At 64.4% G+C, this 23074-nt stretch carries 26 protein-coding genes; 20 read left to right on the top strand and 6 right to left on the bottom strand.

Going from position 1 to position 23074, the window contains the following annotated elements:
• Nucleotides 1–5 precede the first annotated feature (5 nt).
• The 7 genes from K3725_RS11165 (at nucleotide 6) to K3725_RS11135 (ending at nucleotide 5080) form a co-directional block, all read left to right on the top strand.
• Nucleotides 6–1214, top strand: coding sequence for a hypothetical protein (locus tag K3725_RS11165; protein ID WP_260015413.1), 1209 nt, complete (start codon nucleotides 6–8; stop codon nucleotides 1212–1214).
• A 165-nt stretch (nucleotides 1215–1379) separates the two neighbouring features.
• On the top strand, nucleotides 1380–2912 hold the full coding sequence (locus tag K3725_RS11160) for an acyl-CoA carboxylase subunit beta (protein ID WP_260015412.1): 1533 nt from the start codon (nucleotides 1380–1382) through the stop codon (nucleotides 2910–2912).
• Nucleotides 2913–2921: 9 nt separating this feature from the next.
• A complete protein-coding gene (locus K3725_RS11155; protein ID WP_260015411.1) occupies nucleotides 2922–3401 on the top strand; it encodes a hypothetical protein in 480 nt (159 codons plus the stop codon).
• Nucleotides 3398–3826 (top strand): hypothetical protein, encoded by a 429-nt coding sequence (locus K3725_RS11150; RefSeq protein ID WP_260015410.1) that lies wholly within the window; start codon nucleotides 3398–3400, stop codon nucleotides 3824–3826. The genes K3725_RS11155 and K3725_RS11150 overlap by 4 nt, the downstream gene beginning before the upstream one ends.
• On the top strand, nucleotides 3823–4317 hold the full coding sequence (locus K3725_RS11145; RefSeq protein WP_260015409.1) for a DUF6497 family protein: 495 nt from the start codon (nucleotides 3823–3825) through the stop codon (nucleotides 4315–4317). The genes K3725_RS11150 and K3725_RS11145 overlap by 4 nt, the downstream gene beginning before the upstream one ends.
• A 214-nt stretch (nucleotides 4318–4531) precedes the next feature.
• Nucleotides 4532–4666 (top strand): hypothetical protein, encoded by a 135-nt coding sequence (locus K3725_RS11140; RefSeq protein WP_260015408.1) that lies wholly within the window; start codon nucleotides 4532–4534, stop codon nucleotides 4664–4666.
• A 69-nt stretch (nucleotides 4667–4735) separates the two neighbouring features.
• Nucleotides 4736–5080, top strand: coding sequence for a hypothetical protein (locus K3725_RS11135; protein WP_039186171.1), 345 nt, complete (start codon nucleotides 4736–4738; stop codon nucleotides 5078–5080).
• A gap of 95 nt (nucleotides 5081–5175) precedes the next feature.
• Here the strand turns inward: K3725_RS11135 and K3725_RS11130 are convergent, their stop codons facing one another.
• Nucleotides 5176–6318, bottom strand: a complete 1143-nt coding sequence (locus K3725_RS11130) for a porin (protein WP_260015407.1) — start codon at nucleotides 6316–6318, stop codon at nucleotides 5176–5178.
• 677 nt (nucleotides 6319–6995) lie between these two features.
• On the opposite strand from K3725_RS11130, the gene K3725_RS11125 reads away from it, so the two are divergent.
• The 3 genes from K3725_RS11125 (at nucleotide 6996) to K3725_RS11115 (ending at nucleotide 10024) form a co-directional block, all read left to right on the top strand.
• Nucleotides 6996–7199, top strand: coding sequence for a hypothetical protein (locus K3725_RS11125; RefSeq protein ID WP_260015406.1), 204 nt, complete (start codon nucleotides 6996–6998; stop codon nucleotides 7197–7199).
• Between the two features lie 128 nt (nucleotides 7200–7327).
• The gene (locus tag K3725_RS11120; protein WP_260015405.1) at nucleotides 7328–9373 is read left to right on the top strand and encodes an acetyl/propionyl/methylcrotonyl-CoA carboxylase subunit alpha; all 2046 of its coding nucleotides are present in this window, start codon (nucleotides 7328–7330) and stop codon (nucleotides 9371–9373) included.
• 147 nt (nucleotides 9374–9520) lie between these two features.
• Nucleotides 9521–10024, top strand: a complete 504-nt coding sequence (locus tag K3725_RS11115) for a hypothetical protein (protein WP_260015404.1) — start codon at nucleotides 9521–9523, stop codon at nucleotides 10022–10024.
• 19 nt (nucleotides 10025–10043) lie between these two features.
• Here K3725_RS11115 and K3725_RS11110 read toward each other — a convergent pair whose 3' ends face one another.
• Nucleotides 10044–10478: a DUF4174 domain-containing protein gene (locus K3725_RS11110; protein WP_039186409.1), complete on the bottom strand. Its 435-nt coding sequence runs from the start codon at nucleotides 10476–10478 to the stop codon at nucleotides 10044–10046.
• A gap of 177 nt (nucleotides 10479–10655) precedes the next feature.
• Between K3725_RS11110 and K3725_RS11105 the strand changes: the two genes are divergently transcribed.
• The 7 genes from K3725_RS11105 to K3725_RS11075 all read left to right on the top strand — a co-directional run bounded on the left by K3725_RS11105 (nucleotide 10656) and on the right by K3725_RS11075 (nucleotide 17382).
• The gene (locus K3725_RS11105) at nucleotides 10656–11588 is read left to right on the top strand and encodes a hypothetical protein (RefSeq protein ID WP_260015403.1); all 933 of its coding nucleotides are present in this window, start codon (nucleotides 10656–10658) and stop codon (nucleotides 11586–11588) included.
• A complete protein-coding gene (scpA, locus tag K3725_RS11100; protein ID WP_260015402.1) occupies nucleotides 11554–13683 on the top strand; it encodes a methylmalonyl-CoA mutase in 2130 nt (709 codons plus the stop codon). Before K3725_RS11105 ends, scpA begins: the two co-directional genes overlap by 35 nt.
• 299 nt (nucleotides 13684–13982) lie before the next feature.
• Nucleotides 13983–14471, top strand: coding sequence for an MAPEG family protein (locus K3725_RS11095; protein ID WP_260015401.1), 489 nt, complete (start codon nucleotides 13983–13985; stop codon nucleotides 14469–14471).
• Nucleotides 14472–14556: 85 nt separating this feature from the next.
• Nucleotides 14557–15165, top strand: a complete 609-nt coding sequence (locus K3725_RS11090) for a VOC family protein (protein WP_260015400.1) — start codon at nucleotides 14557–14559, stop codon at nucleotides 15163–15165.
• Nucleotides 15162–15683, top strand: a complete 522-nt coding sequence (locus tag K3725_RS11085; protein WP_260015399.1) for a GNAT family N-acetyltransferase — start codon at nucleotides 15162–15164, stop codon at nucleotides 15681–15683. Before K3725_RS11090 ends, K3725_RS11085 begins: the two co-directional genes overlap by 4 nt.
• Nucleotides 15684–15692: 9 nt before the next feature.
• Entirely contained in the window at nucleotides 15693–16391 is a 699-nt protein-coding gene (locus tag K3725_RS11080) for a molecular chaperone DjiA (protein ID WP_260015398.1), read from the top strand.
• Entirely contained in the window at nucleotides 16372–17382 is a 1011-nt protein-coding gene (locus K3725_RS11075) for an endonuclease/exonuclease/phosphatase family protein (RefSeq protein WP_260015397.1), read from the top strand. Before K3725_RS11080 ends, K3725_RS11075 begins: the two co-directional genes overlap by 20 nt.
• Nucleotides 17383–17471: 89 nt before the next feature.
• Here the strand turns inward: K3725_RS11075 and K3725_RS11070 are convergent, their stop codons facing one another.
• Entirely contained in the window at nucleotides 17472–17960 is a 489-nt protein-coding gene (locus K3725_RS11070) for a MarR family winged helix-turn-helix transcriptional regulator (RefSeq protein WP_260015396.1), read from the bottom strand.
• 98 nt (nucleotides 17961–18058) lie between these two features.
• Here K3725_RS11070 and K3725_RS11065 point away from each other — a divergent pair, with 98 nt between their 5' ends.
• The 3 genes from K3725_RS11065 to K3725_RS11055 all read left to right on the top strand — a co-directional run bounded on the left by K3725_RS11065 (nucleotide 18059) and on the right by K3725_RS11055 (nucleotide 19460).
• Nucleotides 18059–18427, top strand: a complete 369-nt coding sequence (locus tag K3725_RS11065; protein ID WP_260015395.1) for an antibiotic biosynthesis monooxygenase — start codon at nucleotides 18059–18061, stop codon at nucleotides 18425–18427.
• A 39-nt stretch (nucleotides 18428–18466) separates the two neighbouring features.
• Nucleotides 18467–18910 (top strand): hypothetical protein, encoded by a 444-nt coding sequence (locus K3725_RS11060; RefSeq protein ID WP_260015394.1) that lies wholly within the window; start codon nucleotides 18467–18469, stop codon nucleotides 18908–18910.
• Between the two features lie 166 nt (nucleotides 18911–19076).
• A complete protein-coding gene (locus tag K3725_RS11055) occupies nucleotides 19077–19460 on the top strand; it encodes a hypothetical protein (protein WP_260015393.1) in 384 nt (127 codons plus the stop codon).
• Nucleotides 19461–19559: 99 nt separating this feature from the next.
• Here K3725_RS11055 and K3725_RS11050 read toward each other — a convergent pair whose 3' ends face one another.
• Genes K3725_RS11050 through K3725_RS11040 form a run of 3 tightly spaced genes read right to left on the bottom strand, consistent with a single transcriptional unit; the run spans nucleotide 19560 to nucleotide 23005 of the window.
• Nucleotides 19560–21152 carry a Ppx/GppA family phosphatase gene (locus K3725_RS11050; RefSeq protein ID WP_260015392.1) on the bottom strand — a complete coding sequence of 531 codons (1593 nt, stop codon included), beginning with the start codon at nucleotides 21150–21152 and terminating at the stop codon, nucleotides 19560–19562.
• A 52-nt stretch (nucleotides 21153–21204) separates the two neighbouring features.
• Nucleotides 21205–21912 carry an HdaA/DnaA family protein gene (locus tag K3725_RS11045; RefSeq protein WP_260015391.1) on the bottom strand — a complete coding sequence of 236 codons (708 nt, stop codon included), beginning with the start codon at nucleotides 21910–21912 and terminating at the stop codon, nucleotides 21205–21207.
• A gap of 4 nt (nucleotides 21913–21916) precedes the next feature.
• Complete coding sequence (locus tag K3725_RS11040) at nucleotides 21917–23005, bottom strand: AI-2E family transporter (protein WP_039186207.1); 1089 nt, start codon at nucleotides 23003–23005, stop codon at nucleotides 21917–21919.
• Between the last annotated feature and the right edge of the window lie 69 nt (nucleotides 23006–23074).

The raw sequence follows: 23074 nt of genomic DNA, 5'->3' as shown, positions 1-23074 counted from the left end.
ATGCCATGTCCGGCCAGGCTTTTGACACCGATGCCGTCCTGAAACTCATCAAGAAATCCAAGGCCTCCGGCAAGGAGCTGCCCTTCGCCTTCGGTCTGGGGGTCAAGCCGGAAACCTGCGGGCTGATGATCGACCTGCGCAAGCCCGGCAAGGTGCTGCGCGGCGATCTGAAGAAGATGCCGGGGATCAGGAAAACCTGCTTCGGCACCCTGCGGGTGGAGGAGAACGAGGTCTTCCTGCAGCCGGAAAAGCCGCTGAAGGGCATTGTCAAACAGCTTAAGAAGCGGTTCATGAAGGAGGGTCTGATCAAGTTCAAGCCGGTACTGGTCGGCCCCGACGGCAGCATCATCGACGAAGAGACTCTGCCGGATGATGATGCCGAGGATCAGGAAACCGCCGCACCGGCCCAGGCGGAGGACGGTGCCGCCGCCGCCTTGAAGCAGCGCATTGCCGCCGCGGCGGAGGCGGTCAAGGCGCTGGGCAGCCCGGAGCTTGCCGGCAAGCTCGCGCAGGAGGTGAAGGCCAGCGCCAGGCTCTTGGGACAGGGCGACCCAGAGGGCTGCGCCGCCCGCCTCGGCCGGCTGGAGGCGGCATTGGCCAAGCTTCAGGCGCAGTCCGCGAAACCCCCGGCCGGCCAGGAGCAGACGGCCCGCCTTAGCAAGCTCCTGAAGGAGCAGGCCGCCAGGATCAAAGCGCTGCCGCCGGAACAGGCGGCACCTCTGGCGGCCCGGGCCAAGGAGATCGCCGCGCAGCTGAAGTCCGGCGCGCTGGGCGAGGCGGCGGCAGGGCTGAAAGCGCTGGCGCAGGCGCTGGACGCCCCGGCAAAGGCGGATGCGCCTGAGGCGGATGTGATGGTAATCTGGCAGGCCGCCAAAGAAGAGGCGGACCGCGGTATCTCCGAACTGCAAGCTGCCCTGCGCTCCCAGAACCACCCGGTGCTGGCACGCATCGCCGATGCCGGGCTGGCTGGCGCCACAGGCGGCAATCAGACCGCACTGATGATAGCCCTGTTCGAGATGAACGCCGCCACAGGTGATGCGCGCAAAAAAGCCGCCCAGGCGCTGCTGGCGCAGGTCGCAGCCTATGGCAAGTTTCTCAAGGAGGATCCGGTGATCGCGCTGGTGGAGGACAACCCCTTTGGCATCTCCGCCCCGGTCCGGGCGCCTCTGGGCAACGCCCTGCGCCAGATCGCGGGCATCGCTAAGGCGGCCTGACTACCGCCATCCGGCCCGGCAAGGGGCCGGAAACCGCCCTGAACTTTGCTGTTATTCAGATTTGCTAACTTCGTATGCAAACGGTTTGCAAATTTGCGACAATGTCCTTTGGCTTCGCCGCGGCGCAATATATGGTCGCGCTGAAACTGACAGGGGACATGTGCCATGAAAGATATCCTTTCCGAGCTGGAAGACCGCCGCCAGGACGCGCGGCTGGGCGGCGGCCAGCGCCGCATTGACGCACAGCACGGCCGCGGCAAGCTGACGGCCCGCGAGCGGATCGAACTGCTGCTGGACGAGGGCAGCTTCGAAGAGTTCGACATGTTCATCGCCCACCGCTGCACCGATTTCGGCATGGAAAACAACAAGCCGGCCGGCGACGGCGTGGTCACCGGCTGGGGCACCATCAATGGCCGCCAGGTCTATGTCTTCTCCCAGGACTTCACCGTGCTGGGCGGTTCGGTCTCCGCGACCCACGCCCAGAAGATCTGCAAGATCATGGATATGGCGGTGCAGAACGGCGCGCCGGTCATCGGCATCAACGATTCCGGCGGCGCCCGCATCCAGGAAGGCGTCGATGCGCTCGCAGGCTACGCCGAGATCTTCCAGCGCAACATCATGGCCTCCGGCGTGATCCCGCAGATCTCCGTCATCATGGGCCCCTGCGCCGGCGGCGCGGTCTACAGCCCCGCGATGACCGACTTCATCTTCATGGTCAAAGACACGTCCTACATGTTCGTGACCGGCCCGGACGTGGTGAAAACCGTGACCAACGAGGTTGTGACAGCTGAGGAACTGGGCGGCGCATCGACCCACACCCGCAAATCCTCCGTCGCCGACGGCGCCTTTGAAAACGATGTCGAAGCCCTTGCAGAAGTCCGCCGCCTGGTCGACTTCCTGCCGCTCAACAACCGCGAAAAGCCCCCGGTGCGCCCGTTCTTCGACCAGCCCGGCCGGATCGAGGAAAGCCTGGACACCCTGATCCCGGAAAACCCCAACAGCCCCTATGACATGAAAGAGCTGATCACCAAGGTCGCGGACGAGGGCGATTTCTACGAGATCCAGGAGGATTTCGCCAAGAACATCATCACCGGCTTTGTCCGGCTCGAAGGTCAGACCGTCGGCGTCGTCGCCAACCAGCCGATGGTGCTGGCCGGCTGCCTCGACATCGACTCCAGCCGCAAGGCCGCCCGCTTCGTACGCTTCTGCGACTGTTTCGAGATCCCGATCCTGACCTTCGTCGACGTGCCGGGCTTCCTGCCGGGCACCTCCCAGGAATACGGCGGCGTCATCAAGCACGGCGCCAAGCTGCTGTTTGCCTATGGCGAGGCCACCGTGCCGAAGGTCACCGTGATCACCCGCAAGGCCTATGGCGGCGCCTATGACGTGATGGCCTCCAAGCATCTGCGCGGCGACTTCAACTATGCCTGGCCGACCGCCGAGATCGCGGTGATGGGCGCCAAGGGCGCGACCGAGATCATCCACCGCGCCGACCTTGGCGATGCGGACAAGATCGCGGCCCACACGGCGGACTACGAAGACCGGTTTGCAAACCCCTTCGTGGCGGCGGAACGCGGCTTCATCGACGAGGTGATCATGCCCCAGTCCACCCGCAAACGGGTCAGCCGCGCCTTCGCCTCCCTGCGGGGCAAGCAGCTGAAAAACCCGTGGAAGAAACACGACAACATTCCGCTGTGAATTAGAACAATGAAGCGTGACGATACCAGTTATTTAGAGGCTTTGGCTGAGGTAACGGACCAATCCAAAGCGTCTATTGGAATTGCTTCTGTGCCACTGGGTATAATTTTGGTTCAGCTAAGGTACCTTGCTAATGTGGAGGGTACTTGGATCAAGGTTTTGGCCACTGGTGGTGTTGTCACGCTCTTTATCGCAACTGTTCTGGCATGGCTGATGGCGATGACAATCCAGTCCACCTACGCGATGGAACTTTACCGTAGGGATGGCAAAGAGTCGGTGAAAGGTCGTGACTATGCAAATTGGATTTTGTCTTTGGCAAAAGATCCAGCTGCATACACTGAACTCTATGCTTTGAACGTGAGTAGAAAATTAGTTGTGCCGTTCTGGGTGCTTTGTTCTACCGGCTATTTGTCCCTGTTTGCTTTGGTTGTGGCGATTATCTGGCAGTCGCCGACTGAAGCGACGCTTCCAGCACCGGTAGCTCAATGACCCGCACACCCTGGCATATCACCCGCACGGACAGCAGCCTGACGCTGTCGCGCCGCCTGCCTGCGCGTTTCGACGTGGCGGCGGAATCGGTGCTGCCCGGCGGCGATCCCCTGAGGCTGGCGCATCAGATCCGCCAGGACATGTGGCGGCAGCTGCAGTCCCTGCGCGGGTTCTCTCCGGTGGTGGAAATCACCGCCGAAGGGCAGGGGCTGAAGGTGCGCGCGGGCGGCCAGGTAATGGGCCGGGTGCCATCCAATGCGGCCGCGCAAATCGCTGAAGTTCTGGAAAATCCGGGCCGCCGCGCCCGCTGGCTCCGTCATGCGGGCCGGGGGCAGGGCGCCGCTCTGCGCGATTCCCGGGCAGATGCGAATGATTCGCACAGATTCGCGGCAAAAATTGACATGGAGGCCGAATCAGCGTCATGATCCGCGCCAGCCGATATCAGACAGCGCGCGCCACTTGCGCAGCGCCTGCAGCTCCGGCCGGAGGAGCCCGGGTGACCGGGGGCCGGGGCTGCGGATATCTGGCGGCAATCCCCTTTGCACTTTGTGCGCTTACCGCCGCGGCTGCGGAGGCCGTGCCTGTTCCCTCCGGCCAGCCCGTGACGCTGGCAGAGGTGCTGTTGGACGAGGCCCCCGGCCAGCCCGGTGGCACCTGGGCGCGGTTCCGTTTCCTGGCGCCGCAGATCGCCCGCGGAAGCGGCACGGTCAGCTATGAGGCGGCGGCCCCCGACATGGACCACCTCTGCGGCACAATCGCGCTGCCTTATCTGGCTGAGCACGGCCTGAGCGCGGCGCGGGTGGTGATCTCGCTGTCGGACCGGATGGTGCCCTTTGGCGCCCAGGACCCCGAGGCAACCCAGTTTTTCGAAGCCTACCGCCCCGAGGGCGCGGCCTGCATTTGGGAGGCTTTCTGATGTTTCCACAATATCTTGCGGGCCATGCGCAGGATCGGCGGAATCTTGCGGCATTGCAGCCACAGCCCCGTCAATTGCCGCGATTTGCATGTGACTTGCCTGCAAAGCCGGGTATCCTCGGCGCGGGCAGTCAAAAGGCTGCCTTCGTATTGAGGTTGAGGCACGCGGACGGCAGCGCCGCCGCAGGTTTCACAAAATTTATCAGGAGACAGAAATGTCCAAGAGCATCAAGCTTCTCGCCCTGGCAGGCCTGCTGGCCGCCGTCACTGCCTGCGCTCAGCAGGAAGAAGAATTCGTCGTGGTTGAGCCGGTTTCCGAAGAACCGGTCTTCACCGGCAAGTACAACTAAGCACTACAGGGGTCCGGCCCTGCGGCCGGCCCCCGCCGCCCCGTGGGGTGCCGGACCGGAGGCACCCAAATGCTGAAACACCGCGGGTTCCCGGGCCGTATGCCCGGCACTGATTTCCAATTCACCATCCGCCGCCCCAACCCCAAGGGGGTCACGCCGCTGACCCGGCGCGAGCGCTTCCGCGACCGCAAGAACGTCGACAAGCGCGTCGACCTGATGTTCATGCAGTCCCTGTGGGAGCATTTCGGCGACCAGCCGTTTGAGCGCGGCAATCTGGATGCAGGCCGCCTCAGCTGGCTGTTCGGCCGCGAGGTGATCCCGGCCGAAGATCCCTTTGATCCCGAAAGCTACGAGGCGCTGCTGGTCATCAACGAGGCGGTTGCGCGCGCGTCCTTCCCGGAGGCGTTTGACTGATGGCGCGGCCCCGGATGCATATGACGGCAAAGGCACCGCGGATTGCTCCGCGATGCCTGCTGCAGCGTCCGGGGCGCCGCAAGGTTTGTGCCGTGTCAGAAGTTCAGCTGCACCGCCAGCTGGACCCGGTCGCCGTCAAAGGTGCTGCCGGAGGCGGCATCATTGCGCTCGCCAAAGATATACTCGGCGCTGAGCGTCAGATTGTCGGTGGGGCTGTAGAACGCATTGACGTGAAGGGTCTCCAGCTCGGTGAACGACAGGCTGCCGGTCGAGGTCGCCAGATCGTAGTCCTCGCGCCCGTAGCCGATGCCGACGTTCCACTTCTGGCCGATGTCCTGACGGAATTCGAGCGTGTAACCCTCGACGTCATTGGCCTGGCCGCCGACGATGGCATCGCCCGCGCCGATCAGCAGCGGGCCAAGGGCTTCGCCGTTGACATAGGTGGCCTGGAACAGCCCGCCGTCCCAGGGGGTGATCGCGCCCGACAGGGTCACACCGGTCTGGTCCACTTCAACGCCGCCGCTTTCGATGGTGCCGGTCAGCCCGGCAATCCGTGCGGTGAACAGGTCGTTGCTGTACTGCGCGGCAGCAGTGAACACCGGATCGCTGGACGCGGAGCTGTTTTCCTCCAGCGACAGGCTGTAGTCGAAGCCCGCGCCAAAGCTGTTGCTGTAGCGGATCTGCGGCACCCGGGCGAAGGCGATGCCGACCGGCCCGTTGAACTCCACGCTGGTAGGGTACTGGCCCAGCGGCATGAAGTTGGTCCAGGTCTGGCCAAAGGTCCAGTGATCGCCGATCTGGATGTTGGCATGGCGCAGCCGCAGTTCGGACCGTCCGCCCGAGGCAAAGAGGTCAAATTCCAGCTGGCCCCGCAGGGTGCCGATATCGCTTTCGGTGGTGGTGCGAATGCCCAGGCGCGACTGGCGCACCGTGGCGCCGAAGTCACCGTCGGTGGCGTTGACCGGCTCGCCGATATTGTTGACGAAGGCCGTATCGCCTTGGATGAAATCAAAGTCGTAATAGAAATCGGCTTTGGCATAGCCGTAAATATCGACCGCCGTATTGCCCAGCCGGAAATCGCCGGGGATGCTGGCTGCCTGCTGGTTTTCGGCCTCCAGGGCCTCGACCCGCGCGCGCAGATCCTGCAGTTCGGACGTGGTGTCCGCCTGCGCCAGACCAGCGCTGCCGGCAAGTGCAGCAGCAGCCAGGACAAAGCGTCCCTTATGCACCTGTTTCATGGGGTTATCCCTCCTCCTTCAGTGGTGTGCGGCCACGCTCCCACGGGCAAAACGAGGGGGGAAATGACGTTGAGGCGAGCCGCCGTGAGGATTCGCGCCCGCAAACGTGACAGATTCTCGCGGCGCGGTCCCGCCGCTGTGACCGGTCAGTACAAGCTGTTGGCGCGGCTTGGTTTTTCCCGCGGCGGCCCGCAGCGCCGCTCACGCGCTGCAACCGTTAGCGCAGCAGCCGGGGCTGTCTGGCGCCAGTCTTGTCACAGCGATGTGACGCAGCTGACGCGCATTTGCGCCGGACACCCCGCTCAGCCCGGCAATTTCGGCGTGAAACTGCACATGCTCCGCGTGTTTCAGCAGGAATCTGCCAAAAACCGGGAGCCTGTGGCTCAGGGGCTTACAGCCGCCGTCCTCCGGTGCATCGTAAGTCAAGCAGCGCAGCCACGCTGCTGTGCCGAGCATCTGTTCCGGCCCCTTCGCCTGAACGGGCAGGTACGCGCCCCCATCCGCGGCCTGCCCGTCTTTTATCCCCTTCAGGCATTGGCGGAAGCTTGCCGTATCTCCCCCCCGGTGCGGCAAGCCTCCGCTCAACAGCCGCAGTTTGTCTCCGCAGCGTTGCGCCGTCCCGCGCAGCCTGCAAATTCGGCCGGGACAGTAACGTCCCCGGAAGAAGGAACCTGGACATGCGGGCAAAATCTCTCATCGCGGCGCTCTCGCTCAGCGGCCTCGTGGCGGCCTGTGGCGACACCACCGGCGAGCGCATCATCTACGGCGGCGGCGCAGGTGCGCTTGGCGCAGCCGTGCTGGATGCCAACCTGGTCACCGGCGCCGCTGTCGGCGTGGCCGCAAACCTCATCTATTGCGAGCAAAACCCGCGCAAGTGCTGACGCACCTGCCGCCGCTCTGAACAGCCGCCCCTCGCGGGCCGCTTCTGACATCGCGCAAACGCCGCGTCCGGGCTCTCCCCGGGCGCGGCGTTTTGCATTCCGGAAGACCAAGGAACAAGGGACTGCCTATGTTTGATAAGATCCTGATCGCCAACCGGGGCGAGATCGCCTGCCGTGTGATCAAAACCGCGCGCAAGATGGGTATCAAGACCGTTGCCATCTACTCTGACGCCGACAAGCAGGCCCTGCATGTGCAAATGGCCGACGAGGCTGTTCACATCGGCCCGCCGCCCGCCAACCAGTCCTATATCGTCATCGACAAGGTGATGGAGGCGATCCGCCAGACCGGCGCCCAGGCCGTGCACCCCGGCTATGGCTTCCTGTCCGAGAACTCCAAGTTCGCCGAGGCGCTCGAGGCCGAAGGCGTCGCCTTTGTCGGCCCCCCGAAAGGCGCGATCGAGGCGATGGGCGACAAGATCACCTCCAAGAAGATTGCCCAGGAAGCAGGCGTTTCCACCGTGCCCGGCTACATGGGCCTGATTGCCGACGCTGACGAGGCGGTAAAGATCTCCAATGAGATCGGCTACCCGGTGATGATCAAGGCCTCCGCCGGCGGCGGCGGCAAGGGCATGCGGATCGCCTGGAACGACAGCGAGGCCCGCGAAGGCTTCCAGTCTTCCAAGAACGAGGCCGCGAACTCCTTTGGCGACGACCGGATCTTCATCGAGAAATTCGTGACCCAGCCGCGCCACATCGAAATCCAGGTGCTCTGCGACACCCACGGCAACGGCATCTATCTGGGCGAGCGCGAATGCTCGATCCAGCGCCGCAACCAGAAAGTTGTCGAAGAAGCGCCGTCGCCGTTCCTCGACGAGGAGACCCGCAAGGCGATGGGCGAGCAGGCGGTGGCGCTGGCCAAGGCCGTGGGCTATTCCTCGGCAGGCACCGTGGAATTCATCGTCGACGGCGACAAGAACTTCTACTTCCTGGAAATGAACACCCGCCTGCAGGTGGAGCACCCGGTGACTGAGCTGATCACAGGTGTCGACCTGGTGGAGCAGATGATCCGCGTTGCGGACGGCGCAGAGCTGCCGCTGCGCCAGGAGGATGTGAAACTCACGGGCTGGGCGATCGAAAACCGTCTTTATGCCGAAGACCCGTATCGCGGTTTCCTGCCCTCTATCGGCCGTCTGACCCGCTACCGCCCGCCGGCGGAAACCGCCGCAGGCCCGATGCTGATCAACGGCAAATGGCAGGGCGATGCGCCCGCGGGCGAGACCGCCGTGCGCAATGACACCGGCGTCTATGAGGGCGGCGAGATCTCTATGTACTACGACCCGATGATCGCCAAGCTCTGCACCTGGGCACCAACCCGCGAGGATGCCATCGGCGCCATGCGCACCGCGCTCGACAGCTTCGAGGTAGAGGGCATCGGCCACAACCTGCCGTTCCTGTCGGCAGTGATGGACCACCCGATCTTTATCGAAGGCTCCATGACCACCGCCTTCATCGAGGAACAGTATCCCGACGGCTTCGAAGGCGTTGAACTTCACAGCGACGACCTGCGCAAGATCGCCGCTGCCTGCGCCGCGATGCACCGGGTTGCCGAAATTCGCCGCACCCGCGTGTCGGGCCGGATGGACAACCACGAGCGCAAGGTCGGCACCGATTGGGTCGTGAGTTTGCAGGGCCAGTCCTACAGCGTTGTGATCGACGCCGACCGCGACGGCGCTACTGTCAGCTTTGACGGCGGCGGCAGCCACCGGGTGACCTCTGACTGGACCCCGGGCGACCAGCTGGCCACCCTGAACGTGGACGGCGAAACCCTGGTGCTGAAGGTCGGCAAGGTGACCCAGGGCTTCCGCGTCCGCTCCCGCGGCGCCGACCTGGCCGTCAAGGTGCGCACGCCCCGCCAGGCCGAACTGGCCCAGCTGATGCCGGAAAAGGTCGCGCCCGATACCTCCAAGCTGCTGCTCTGCCCGATGCCCGGCCTGATCGTGAAGGTCGACGTCGAAGTGGGGCAGGAGGTCCAGGAAGGCCAGGCACTTTGCACCGTCGAGGCGATGAAGATGGAAAACATCCTGCGCGCTGAGCGCAAGGGCGTTGTGTCCAAGATCAACGCTGCCGCGGGCGACAGCCTGGCGGTCGACGATGTGATCATGGAATTCGAATAATGCACCTTGGGGCAGGCACATATGCACGCGGGCAGGCGGGTTTTCCCGCCCCCGCAGCCGTGCCTGCCCCGCACCGCCTGGTGCCATGCACCAAATCTTCAGTTTTTTCTGCGACACTGACGCCGTTTGACGACCCCAAGGTGCCGCATGATCCGACTCCTGACCTGTCTTTTGACCGCTCTGGCCGTCCTGTCCGGCTGCGCGCTGGACAAGGAAGAGGCCTTGCGCGCCCAGCTTTCCGCCTGGGTGGAGCTGGGGGAGACGTTCTTCTTTCAAAGTTCGATGAGCTGCACCGCAGCGGTGTTCCACACCGCGGAAAATCCCCGCATCACCTCGCTGGTGGACCGCGCCCGCTCTCTCAACACCGGCATGAAAATGCTGGAGACCGGCAAGCCGGTGATGTTTGCGGTGGCGGGCAAATCCCCCAACACGGTGACAGAGGAAATCATGTCCCGCGACCTGCCGCAGGGGCTGGGGGTGCTGAATTCCGGGCTGGCGGGGGTCGGCTGCATGACCGATCTGGTCAAATCCGTCTATTACCAGGCGATCCGCAATCCGGGCTCCAGCCTGGTGTTCGTGCCGGAAACCGGCGCGATGGTGGTGCTGGACAAGCAGGCAATGGCGCTGATCTACGTCCGCGGCAACGGCTGATTTGCGGCGCCGGGCGGGCTCACCCGCCGCGCCGCTCCTCGACTTCGCGCAAACGCTCGGGGAACTTGTCGATGGTGCGGGACAATTCGCGCACCGTCCAGGGGTGCGGCTTTCTCAGCTTGACGCCGCCGTCCTTGCCCACCAGCACCAGCATGAACCCGCGCGGCCGCAGCTTCTTGCGCAGGGCGGACTTGGCGGCCGGATCGGTATCGGTCAGCACCACCACATCACGCGTCTTCAGTGCCTCGATACCCTCCATCAGCCGCTCCATCTGCTCATGGAACCGCGGGTCTTCGGGGCTGTCGGCAAACACCACCACCGGGCGGTGCGTCCACTGGAATTCCTCCAGCTCCACATCATACCCGGGCTGGATCAAATCGGCCGCAGTGCCATCCGCCGCCGCAGCCGCCAGCGGCAGGAAACCTGCCAAAACAACGCTTAGGATTGCTCTCATGATCTCTCCTGTTGTGTTGAATATATGTGCGCCGGCAGCAAATGCGACTGTGAAAACCGCCACTTGGACAAAAAACATCTTCGTTAACGGGATAATGAGGGGTTGCCGGCCATGATCGTGCCATTCCCCTTGACCGGGCTGCGGCCTGCGGCCCTCCATCAGAGGCCCCGTAACGCTATGAAAGTCATCCTGCACACCGGCGCCCACCGCTGCGCCACCACATCGTTCCAGGAATACATGCGCCAGAACGTGCTCGGCCTGAACCAGCAGGGCATCGGCTTCTGGGGGCCGTACCGGACACGCAAGGGGCTGTTCCATGGCATCCAGCCGGGCCCGGCGCAGGTGACCGGCCGCGATCTGGTGCAGCGTGCGCAAGGCAGGCTGCAGATCCGCCTGGCGGGCTGCCGCGAACGCGGCATCAATCAGCTGCTGGTGAGCGAGGAAAACATGATCGGCGCGGTGCGCCAGAACCTGCGGGTCGGCGACCTCTACGGCGGCGTCGGCGAACGCATGGCGCGTTATGCGCAGGCCTTCGGCGGCGCCGTGACGGATGTGGCGCTCTCGATCCGCAGCCTCGACAGCTACTGGACCTCCGGCCTCGCCTTTGCGGTGGCGCGCGGGCACAAGATGCCGGCTGCCGCCAGCCTCGACCGGCTCGCCTGTTCGGCGCGCAGCTGGCGCGACGTGATCACCGACATTGCCGCGGCCATGCCGGGCGTGAACCTGCATGTGCTGCCGTTTGAGACCTTCGGCACGCGGCCGGAGGCCGCGCTGACGGCTCTCACCGGCATCAAGGCGCCGCGCGCCCACGCGCGGGTGCGCCTCAACGCCTCGCTTTGCCTGCAGGACCTGCGCGCCAGCCTGCCGCCCGCAGCGGCAGCAGACCTGCCCGAAGGGACAGGCCGCTGGCGCCCCTTCAGCGACGCGCAGACCGCTGCCCTGCGCGAGGCCTATGCCGACGACATGATGTGGCTTGCGGGCGGGGCGGACGGCCTCGCTGCGCTGGCACAAGACCCGGATAAACAGGCGGCGGGCACGAACCCGCCCCGTATCGCACTGACAAGAGGAAGACCTGATGACAAACAAAGACGAATGGCGGGCTCTGGCTGAGAAAGAGCTGCGCGGACGGGCGGTCGACGACCTCAACTGGCAGACGCTGGAAGGCATCGAGGTCAAGCCGCTCTATACCGAAGACGACACCAAAGATCTGCCCCACATGGGCACGCTCCCCGGGTTCGGCCCCTTCACCCGCGGGGTGAAGGCCACCATGTACGCAGGCCGCCCCTGGACCATCCGCCAGTATGCGGGCTTCTCCACCGCGGAAGAATCCAACGCCTTCTACCGCCGCAACCTGGCCGCAGGCCAGCAGGGCGTCTCGGTCGCCTTCGACCTCGCCACCCACCGCGGCTATGACAGCGACCACCCCCGCGTGGTCGGCGATGTCGGCAAAGCCGGCGTGGCCATCGATTCAGTCGAGGACATGAAAATCCTGTTCGACGGTATCCCGCTCGACAAGGTCTCGGTCTCGATGACCATGAACGGCGCGGTGATCCCGGTTCTGGCCTCCTTCATCGTCGCAGGCGAGGAGCAGGGCCACGACAGGTCTCTGCTGGCGGGCACCATCCAGAACGACATCCTCAAGGAGTTCATGGTCCGTAATACCTACATCTATCCGCCCAAACCCTCGATGCGGATCATCTCGGACATTATTGAGTACACCTCGAACGAGATGCCCAAATTCAACTCCATCTCGATCTCCGGCTACCACATGCAGGAGGCCGGCGCGAACCTGGTGCAGGAACTGGCCTATACCATCGCCGACGGGCGCGAATACGTGCGCGCGGCGCTGGATGCGGGCATGGACGTGGACAAATTCGCAGGGCGGCTGTCGTTCTTCTTTGCGATCGGCATGAATTTCTTCATGGAAATCGCCAAGCTGCGCGCCGCCCGCACCCTGTGGCACCGGGTGATGACCGAGTTCGGCGCCAAGTCCGAACGCTCCAAGATGCTGCGCACCCATTGCCAGACCTCCGGAGTGTCGCTGCAGGAGCAGGACCCCTACAACAACGTGATCCGCACCGCCTATGAGGCGATGTCTGCAGTGCTCGGCGGCACCCAGTCGTTGCACACCAACGCGCTCGATGAAGCCATCGCGCTGCCCACCGACTTCTCCGCCCGCATCGCCCGCAACACCCAGCTGGTGCTGCAGGAGGAAACCGGCGTCACCAACGTCGTGGACCCGCTGGCCGGCTCCTATTACATCGAGAGCCTCACGGCGGAACTGGTCGAGAAGGCCTGGGCCCTGATCGAAGAGGTCGAGGAGATGGGCGGCATGACCAAGGCTGTCGAGAGCGGCATGCCCAAGCTGCGCATCGAAGAAAGCGCCGCCCGCCGCCAGGCGATGATCGACCGCGGCGAAGAGGTGGTCGTCGGCGTCAACAAGTACCGCAAGGACAAGGAAGACCCGATCGACATCCTGGATGTCGACAACCACGCGGTGCGCGACGCCCAGATCGCCCGTCTTGAGAAGATGCGCGCCACCCGCGACGAGGCTGCCTGCCAGGCCGCCCTCGATGAACTGACCCGCCGCGCCGCATCAGGCGAGGGCAACCTTCTGGAAGCCGCAGTCGAAGCCGCCCGCGCGCGGGCCTCAGTCGGAGAGATCTCCATGGCAATGGAAAAGGAATTCGGCCGCCACCGCGCGGAAGTCAAAACCCTGGCCGGCGTCTATGGCGCCGCCTATGAGGGCGACGAGGGCTTTGCCGCGATCCAGAAATCGATTGAGGTCTTCGCCGAGGAAGAAGGCCGCCGCCCGCGTCTTCTGGTGGTCAAGATGGGCCAGGACGGCCACGACCGCGGCGCCAAGGTGATCGCCACTGCCTTTGCCGACATCGGGTTTGATGTTGACGTGGGCCCGCTGTTTCAGACCCCGGAGGAAGCCGCCCAGGACGCCATCGACAACGACGTCCATGTTATCGGCATCTCCAGCCAGGCGGCAGGCCACAAGACGCTGGCACCGCAGCTGGTCGAGGCGCTGAAAGCCGAAGGCGCAGGCGACATCATCGTGATCTGCGGCGGCGTCATTCCGCAGCAGGACTACGAGTTCCTCTATTCCAAAGGCGTCAAGGCCATCTTCGGCCCCGGCACCAACATTCCGGAAGCGGCCCAGGACATCCTGCGCCTGATCCGCGAAGCGCGCCCTTAAGCAAATAACGGGCCTTGCGGGGCAGGGAGGCTCTCCCGCTCCCGCAGGGACCCGCCCTTCGGGCCGCCCCCTTGGCGGCTTTGGGTCCGGCAGCCCGCCCCGATGGGGCGGGCTGCCTGCATCGCACGCCGGATGGCGTGCGATGCTGCGCCCAACGGGCGCGGATGTGCCAAAGGCACAAGCCGCCGCCGGGCGGGAGATCCTGTTTTTCAGAGGCTTGATGCTGCCAGCCGCGGCTTTTCGCCGGGGCGGCGGCGCCATGCCTTGGCAAATCTGCGCGGCGGTGGTTGAGTGGCGCCATGCTGCGCTCCAAACGCCCTCAGATCCTCACCGGCATGGCCCTCGGCGCCCTCTGGGGCGTGCTGATTGTTGGCCTGCCGCGATGGCTGGGCCTGCCCTATCTCCCGGCCCCCATCGCTTTGCCCGGCGCCTTCCTTGCACCCGGTCTGGTGCTGGCGCTGCTCATCGGCCGCCTGGCGCAGAGGCGGTTTTTCGATGACGCCATCATCGACGGGGAGCCCTTCATACCCGGCTCCGCGGCAGAGATCGACCAGCGGGTGCTCACCAACACCGTAGAGCAGCTGGTGCTGGCGCTGGCCATCTGGCCGGTTGCTGCTGTCACCCTGGGCGGTGCAGTAGCGATTGCCCTTGGCCTCTCTTTCGCCTTCATGCGGCTGTTGTTCTGGGCCGGCTACCACCTGTCGCCGCCGCTCCGCGGGCTGGGCTTTGCCGGGACGTTTTACCCGACGGTGATTGCCGGGATCTGGGCGCTGGCGGTCTGGGTTTAGACAACCGGTGGAAGCCACCCGCAATTCCCGCCTTGCACCCCGCCGCAGCGCCGCTAGTCTCAGGCCGCAAAAGGGGAGGGCACATATGATACTCGACCATCTGGCAGTGGCCGGCGGAACTCTGGATGAGGCCGTTGCCCATACAGAGGACGCTCTGGGCATCCCCCTCGGCCCCGGCGGCGCCCATGCCCGCTATGGGACCCATAACCGGCTGATCGGGCTGGGGGACGGGCTGTACCTTGAAGCCATCGCCATCGACCCGGACAGCGAGCCGGAAGAGCAGCCGCGCTGGTTCAACCTTGACCGTTTCGAAGGCCCCGCACGGCTGAACAACTGGATCCTGCGAAGCGGCAACCTTGAGGCAGAGAAACCGCTGCTGCCGCCCCATGCGCAGCGCCACGTGGCGATGCAGCGGGGAGACCTCAGCTGGCTGATGACGGTGCCTGACGACGGGTTTTTGCCGTTCGACAACATCTTCCCCGCGGTCCTGCAATGGCAGGGGGAGCCGCCCGCAGGCAGGCTGCCGCAATCGGGCTGCCGTCTCAGCCGCCTGATCCTCAGCCACCCGGAAGCCGCAGCGTTGCAAGCCGCACTGGACCGCATCATCAGCGACCCGCGCATCGCGGTGGAGCCGGGCGCGCCCGCTATGATGGCGGAGTTCGAGACGCCGCACGGGCGACGGGTGCTCAGATGATTATCCGTTCGGCAACCGCCGCTGATGCCGAAGCCGTTTGCGCCATCGCCAACTGGGTGATCCGCGACACCCTGGCGACCTTCAACACCATTGAAAAGACGCCGGAGCAGGTGCGCCGGCAAATTGCAGCCAGCAACGGCGCCTATCTGGTGGCGGAGCAGGACGGCGAAATCCTCGGCCACGCGCATTTCTTTCCGTTCCGCCCTGGCCCCGGCTACCGCTTCACGGCTGAGCACACCATCCACCTGCTGCCCGCGGCGCAAGGGCAGGGCGCCGGCCGCCGCCTGATGCAGATGCTGGAGAAAAAGGCCAAGGAAGCGCAGATCCACGTCCTGATCGCCAGCGTCAGCAGCGCCAACCCCGCTGCCATCGCCTTTCACGCCGCCCTCGGCTACGTGGAAACCGCCCGGATGCCGGAGCTGGGCTGCAAGAACGGCCTCTGGCTCGACACTGTTTTCATGCAGAAAATCCTGACGCCGGGTATTCCCGCCCCTGACAGTGCCGCCAAACCCGGATAGGCTCATCCCATGTCTCTCTGGACCCGCATATCCGACGCGCTTGCCGCGCTTGCCGCAGGTGAAAGCCTGACCGACGTCTTTGACAAGCTGCGCGCCCCGCCCGAGCGCACCGTGGCCTTTGCCATCGCCGTCATTGCGCTTGGCGCCAAGATGGCCAAGGCCGACGGCCAGGTCACCCGCGACGAGGTCACCGCCTTCCGCGAGGTGTTCCAGATCGCCCGCGATGATGAGGCCGGCGCCGCCCGCGTCTTCAACATGGCGCGCACTGACGTGGCGGGCTACCAGGAATACGCCCGCCGCATCCACAGCATGTTCGCCAACGACCCCACCACGCTCTGCGACCTGATGGAGGGGCTGTTTCATATCGCCATGGCGGACGGGTTCTACCATCCCGGCGAAAACGAGTTCCTGGAGGAGGTGAGCCGCATCTTCGGCCAGACCCCGCAGCAGTTCCAGGCGCTGCGCGCGCGCTTCGTGCCGGATGCGCCCAAGGACCCCTATACGGTGCTGGGGGTCTCCCCTGAGATGACCCGTGACGAGATCCGCAAGCACTGGCGCAAGCTGGTGCGCGACACCCACCCGGACGCGATGATCGCCCGCGGGGTGCCGGAGGAGGCGGTGCGGCTGGCGGAAAAGCGGATGATCGACATCAACCGCGCCTGGGACGAGATCAGCGGATGCGGCGGCAATGCGGCTGGCCACCTATAATATCGAGTGGTTTGCCTATCTGTTCGACAAGAACGACAGGCTGATGCTGGATGCCAAGCCTTCGGGCGTGCACGGCGTTGACCGCTACACCCAGGGCCGCGCCATCTCCCACGTGCTGCGCCGCATCGATGCCGATGCCATCATGGTGGTCGAGGCGCCCAACACCGGCCGCAGCCAGCGCACCACCCGGGCCCTGGAAAACTTCGCCGCTGAGGCAGGGCTGCGCGCGCGCGAGGCGGTCAGCGGCTTCCCGAACGACACCCATCAGGAAATCGCGCTGCTCTATGACCCGGATGTGCTGGACGCAGTGCATGACGCCCGCTCCAGCCCTGCCGCACCGCGGTTTGACGGGGTGTTCGAGATCGACCTCGACGTGGATGAGCGGCTGGATCAGGTGGCGTTCTCCAAACCGCCGCTGGAGTTGGCCGTCACCACCAGGGGCGGCCCGGACACACAGGGGATGGCGCTGCGGCTGATCGGTGCGCATCTGAAATCCAAGGCGCCGCACGGGGCCAGAACCGAGGCTGAGATCACCGCCGCCGCCATCGCCAACCGCCGCAAGCAGCTGGCACAGGCGATCTGGCTGCACCGCCGGGTCGCGGAGCATGTGGCGGCAGGCGAGCATGTTGTGGTGCTGGGCGACCTCAACGACGGCCCCGGCCTCGACCAGTACGAACAGCTGTTCGGCCAGTCCTCGGTGGAGATCGTGATGGGCACTCTGCTGCACGACCCCCACGCCCAGAGCCTGCTGCAGCCGCGCCCTGCGATCCCGCCCAGCACGTCGCGGTTCTACAATGCGGAAACCAAGCGCTTCACCCGGGCGCTGCTGGATTACGTGATGATCTCGCAAAGCCTGATGGGCCTGCGCCCCCAGTGGCGCATCTGGCACCCGTTCGAGGACGGCGAATGCTACGCCGATGCAGAGATGCGCCAGGCGCTGCTGGATGCCTCCGACCATTTTCCGGTGACGCTGGATATTGAGGCGGGGTGAGGGGAAGGGGCTGCCGCAACGGCAATGCTGCTGAAGCGGAAACGGCAGCTGTGAGCCCAGACTGACCGATGCTGCGGCTCGATTGAAAGTCAGCTTTGGTTGGGGCGCTCGCCTTGTGAGGTCGAGCTTGCTTCAAGGCGCTTTTTCAGGAGACTGATGATTTCTTGTGTTGTCGCGATGTCTTTTGACGATAGACCTTCGGACAGGTCATTCACCCACGGGACCTGCAGCGCGATCGCAGCGTCGAACAATTTTTGGCCCTTTGGAGTGAGCACAACAAGTTGCGCACGCTTGTGATGCGGGTTTGGCTGGAATTCTAAGATACCTTCTTTTTCCATCTCATTGACGATGCGCTGAACTCCTTGTCGGTGAACGCCCATCGTGCGCGCATGCCACGCGACAGACTCCGGGCTATCGGCATAGGCGATGGCACCAAGGATCTGCCAGCGCGCGCTGGTCAACCCAAGTTCGGCCACCAGCCGATCACCAGCAAGTTGCAACCGGCCATTCAGCCGAAACACATCCAGGATAAGCGCTGTCACCGCCTCTCCGGCCTCCGTCCATCGTTTGTTTGTCATGGGCGAAATCTGATTTATTGACAACATATTGTCAATAAGGTTATCAAGCCATATATGACAACATGTCACCATATTTATGCACTCACGGAGCAACTCAGATGGTCAACTTCAAACCCCTCGATCCCGAACATCCAATCGAACAGCAACTGGGTGTCGACGCCGGCCCGGTGGTATTGGTCAACCTCTTCACAATTGATCCGGATGATCACGATGATCTGATTGCGGCATGGAGAGACGATGCGCTCTGGATGAAAAAACAAACGGGCTACATCAGCACCCAGATGCATAAGGCTATCGGCGAAAGCAGCATGTATCTGAATTACGCCATTTGGGACTCTGTTGCCGACTTCCGCGCGGCGTTTTCGAATCCCGAGTTTCAAAAGGCGCTCAGTCACTATCCATCCAGTGCAGTGACCGCACCGCATCTCTTCGAAAAGATTGCCGTATCGAACTGCTGCACGGCCTGACGGGACCGTCGGAAAAAGACCATTTCAGGGAAAACAGAGATGAAAACACGCATTCACGCAATTGCGGGCGGCATCGGCTTCCTGATGATCCTCCTCTTCTGGACTTCCACCGTGTTCAGCGAATTATTTGCCAGCCACGAGACGATTGCAGCCGTCAAAGGATTTATCCTTAAGGGCATGTTTATCCTCATCCCTGCGATGGCAATTGTCGGCGGATCGGGCATGGCTATGGGCCGGAAACGCAAGGATGCGCCTGCAAGAGCCAAGAAAAAGCGCATGCCCATCATCGCGCTGAACGGTTTGCTGATCCTCGTACCGGCCGCTTGGTTCTTAGCTGGCAAGGCTGCGGCTGGCGAATTCGATAGCACCTTTTACCTTGTTCAGGTTGTCGAATTGGTTGCCGGTACTGCAAATCTCACGATGATGGGACTGAACATTCGAGACGGTCTGAAAATGACGGGGAGGATCAGTCGTTCAAACTGACTGCGCGCCCTCAAGTTAGGGGAGAATAGACCGCAAAATCAGGAAAGCTGACATTTGGCGTTCACCATCGGAGGTCAGCAAAGTCCGGCTATGCTGCCAAACCTATACGTCCCTGTGCAAACTCTTCCCCCTGTTACACCATGCGCGCGCTCCCTATATTAGCCCCATGAAACAGATCCTTCTGCCCGCCGCCCTCACACTCCTGACATCCGCGCCGCTTTCTGCCCAGGAGGCGGGGGAAGGGGAGGGCACCGGACCCTCACTGATGGAGCGCGGGGCGGAATTGTTCTGGGAGGGTCTGCGCAAGGAAATGGCGCCCGCTCTGGAAGATCTGCAGGGCATGATGGAGGAGATCGGCCCCTCGATGGGGGCTTTCCTGGCGGAGATGGGGCCGGCGCTGGCGGATATCGCCAAGGAAGTCGAGGACTGGAGCGCTTACGAGCTGCCGGAGATCCTGCCCAACGGCGATATCATCATCCGCAAGAAGCCCAAGGACAACGCGCCCGCCAAGGAAGACAAGGATGAGGGCGAGGGCGTCACCGAAATCTGACGCCGCTGCGGACCTCTGTCCCCAGCTCCCCCGCGCGCGTTTGCCCTGAACCTGATTGCCCTGTGCCCGTTTGCCCTGCGACCGATTGCCCTGCGCCCGTCAGTCCTGCGTCTGCGCCTGCTCCGCTTCCGGCGCGGGTTTGCTGAACTTCAGGTCAACCTCCGCCCCCAGCGCCTTGGCCAGCGACTTCAGCCGCGATTCCGCCACCTCGCCGTAGAGCGGCCGCGCCGTATCCGGCAGTGTCACATGCAGCACCCGCTTGCGTGGCTGCCATTGCAGTTCGCCGATCTCGCCGTTGCTGGTCACCATCAGCATGGCGCCGAACCGCATCGCCTTGCCCAGCACCTCCGCCTCGTGCTGGCCCTTTTCGTCCAAAAGCTCATAGAGATGCTCAAAGGAGCTGCCCTGCCGCTTGTTGCTGTAGCGGTGTAGGAGCGCGAGGCCCAGGAACACCCGTTCGGAATGCTTGAGCCCGCCCAGGTTGGCGCGGGTGGCGTTGTCGAAACAGACCTCGGCGCGGTAGTCGGGATGCGCCCGCCAGCTGACGTCATGCAAGAGGCAGGCCGCCTTGACCAGCCGCCGCTTGCTGTGGCGGGCATTGGCGAACAGCGGATGCACGAAGTCATACAGTGTCTTGCCGAAGCCGGGCACACGGGCGTCCTTCATCTCGGCAAACCGCGACGCCTCGACCAGCGGGTCGCGGGCGCGCAGCCGCTGCGGCATCTGCTCGTACAGCAGCCCCTCGCGGATGCCATAGCTTGAGACCGCGATGTCCTTAGGCTTGAAGGTATGGATAAGCCGGGTCAGCACGTCGATCGCATAGGGCACCAGCGCCATCCGGCTGGAGGAGATGCCGCAAGCGTCGCGCAGCTTGTTCAGATCGCGCTTTTCGATGTAGCGGGCGGTTTCGCGCACGTCGCTTGCGCTCATCCGGTATTCATGCAGCACCTTCAGCGGATAGCCGCGCCGGTGCATGTCGATGCGGGCAATCGCGCGCCAGCTGCCGCCGACCAGGAACAGCCGGTCGCGCTGCGCGCCCATCTCGCCCTTCAGCTGCTCAATCACCGCTTTGATATAGGCCTTGCGGCCCTTGCGCCCGCCTTTGATGTCGCGCAGCTTCAGCGGACCCAAGGGCGAGGTCACCCGGCGCCCGACAGAGTTCTCCTGGATCTCCGCCAGCTCCATCGAGGAACCGCCGATGTCGCAGACCAGCCCATAGGCACCCGGCCAGCCCAACAGCACGCCCTGGGCCGACAGCCGGGCCTCTTCGCGGCCGTCGATGACGTGGATCCTGAGGCCGGTTTCGCGCAGAACTTCCTCGCAGAAGTCCGGCCCGTCCTCGGCGTCGCGCACTGCGGCGGTGGCCACCGCAGACAAGGGCGGCAGCCCCATGCCCTGGGCCAGATGCTGGAACCGGCGCAGCGCCGACAGCGCGCGGGCGCGGCCCTCCGGGTTCAGGCGGCCCGAGTCCGTCAGGCCGGCCCCCAGCGCGCACATGATTTTTTCGTTGTAGAAATAGGCCGGGCTGCGGGCGGCGCCGTCAAACACCACCAGGCGGACCGAGTTGGAGCCGACATCGACCACCCCCACCCGCGACAGCGCCCGGGCCTTGGGGTCGTCGAAGATCGGCCGCCCGAAGGGGCCCCAATCGGTGCTGGCGGCTGCGGCGGCGGGGTCCTGGGACAGGTTCATGAGGGCTCCGTCTTGCGATCCGCGGTCAGGATGCGGCATGGGCGGGCAGGGGTCAACAGCTTGCGGATGCGTCATTTTCCGACGCCTCTCCGCGCACCTCGGACAGCACCCGCACCGCCAGGGGCCGTGTCAGGCTGCGTTTTTCCGCCAGGGACAGCTGGTCCAGCCGCCGCACGATCTGCGCCGCGGCGGCAAAGGAGCGGTCCATATGCGCCACCAGATAGGGAATCACATCCGGCTTGGGCGTGATCTGGCGGTCGTTGAACAGCTTGGCCAGCACCACCGCCAGAAGCTGGTCGTCAGGCGGCTGCAATTCGGCGTGGGTGGCGGCCTGCACCCGGCTTTGCAGGTCGGGCAGCGTCAGCCCCCAGAGGTTCGGCGCGCCGCGCCCGGTCATCACCAGCGAATGACCCTGCGCCAGCACCAGATTGTGCAGGTGGAACAGGGCGTTCTGCTGCGCTGGATCATCGGCGATCTGCGGCACGTCTTCGACCGCGACAGGGCCCTGCGCCAGCTCCGGCACCATCTGTTCGCTGAGGCGTGCGGCGGGGAGGATGCGGGCGCCGGACTGGCTGGCCCAGACATGCGCCAGATGGGTCTTGCCCGCGCCCTTGGGGCCGGTCAGCACCAGCTTGCCGCTGGGCCAGGCAAACTGCGGATCCAGCAGCGCCACGGCCATCGCATTGGACGGCGCGACAAAGAAATCCTCCCGCCCCAGCGCCGGTTTCGCCGGGAGATCAAAGCTCAGCTGCTGTGCCATGGGATCACTCCGCGCCTGCGTCCCGTTTCTCAGCATTGGGATGGCTTTGGCCCTGATACAGGCGGCTGTCCAGATACTGCTCGGTGACAAAGCGCGCGATCACGCCAAGCGCCGCCGCCACCGGCACCGCCACCAGCATGCCGACAAAGCCGAACAATGCGCCAAAGACCGACAGCGCCAGCAGCAGCCAGACCGGATGCAGGCCGACCGAGCCGCCCACCAGCTTGGGCGTCAGGATATTGCCCTCTGCCACCTGGCCGATGGCAAAGATGGCCGCCACCAGCCCGATCGACACCCAGTCGCCCCAGAACTGGAACAGGGCCAGGCCGATGGCCAGCGCGCCGCCAATGAGGGCACCGAGGTAAGGGATGAAGGTGACAAGCCCCGCGATGAAGCCCACCGCGAGGCCGAAGTTCAGCCCCACCAGCATCAGCGCCACCGCGTAATAGGTGCCGAGGATCAGGCAGACGGTGCCCATGCCGCGGATGAAGGAGGCCAGCACCGCGTCGATCTCGCCCGCCAGGCGGCGGATCACCGGCTGGTGGTCGCGCGGCAGCAGCTCGTCGATGCGGGCAACCATCCGGTCCCAGTCCAGCAGCAGATAGACCGCCACCACCGGCACGATCACCAGCAGGATCACGATGTTCAGGAAGGAGGCGGCACCGCCCAGCACCGATTGCAGCACCTCCATCGCACGCGATTGCAGGGTCTGCATGAAGGAGGTGACAGCCTGGTGTATGCGGCTGTTCTCCTCGAAAACCGTGGGGAAATGCTCGGTGGCAAAGGCGCGCGCATCGCGCAGCAGCTGCGGCAGCACCTGGGCCAGGTCGATCATCTGCGAGATCAGCGTCGGCACCACCACCACCAGCAGCAGCAGGAAGATCAGCAGGGTGCCTACCGTGATCGCGGCGGTGGCCCCGGCGCGGCTCATGCCCCAGGCCTCCAGCCGGTCGGCCACCGGGTCGATCATATAGGCGATGGCGGCGCCCAGCACGAAGGGCATCAGCACATTGCCAAGCGCCCACATCACCACCGCAAAGACAATGGCGGCGATGCCCCAGTATTTCAGCTGCTGTTTTGCCGGTAAGGCCATGGTCCGCGTGCCGCCTTTGATCCGTTTGCATCAGGTTTCTGGCGCCAGTCTTTCCTGATGCAGCAGGGG

The sequence above is a fragment of the Leisingera sp. S132 genome (assembly GCF_025144465.1).
Classification (GTDB): Bacteria; Pseudomonadota; Alphaproteobacteria; order Rhodobacterales; family Rhodobacteraceae; genus Leisingera.
Note: the sequence above shows the minus strand (reverse complement) of the source record. Positions and strands in the feature narration are given on the sequence as shown.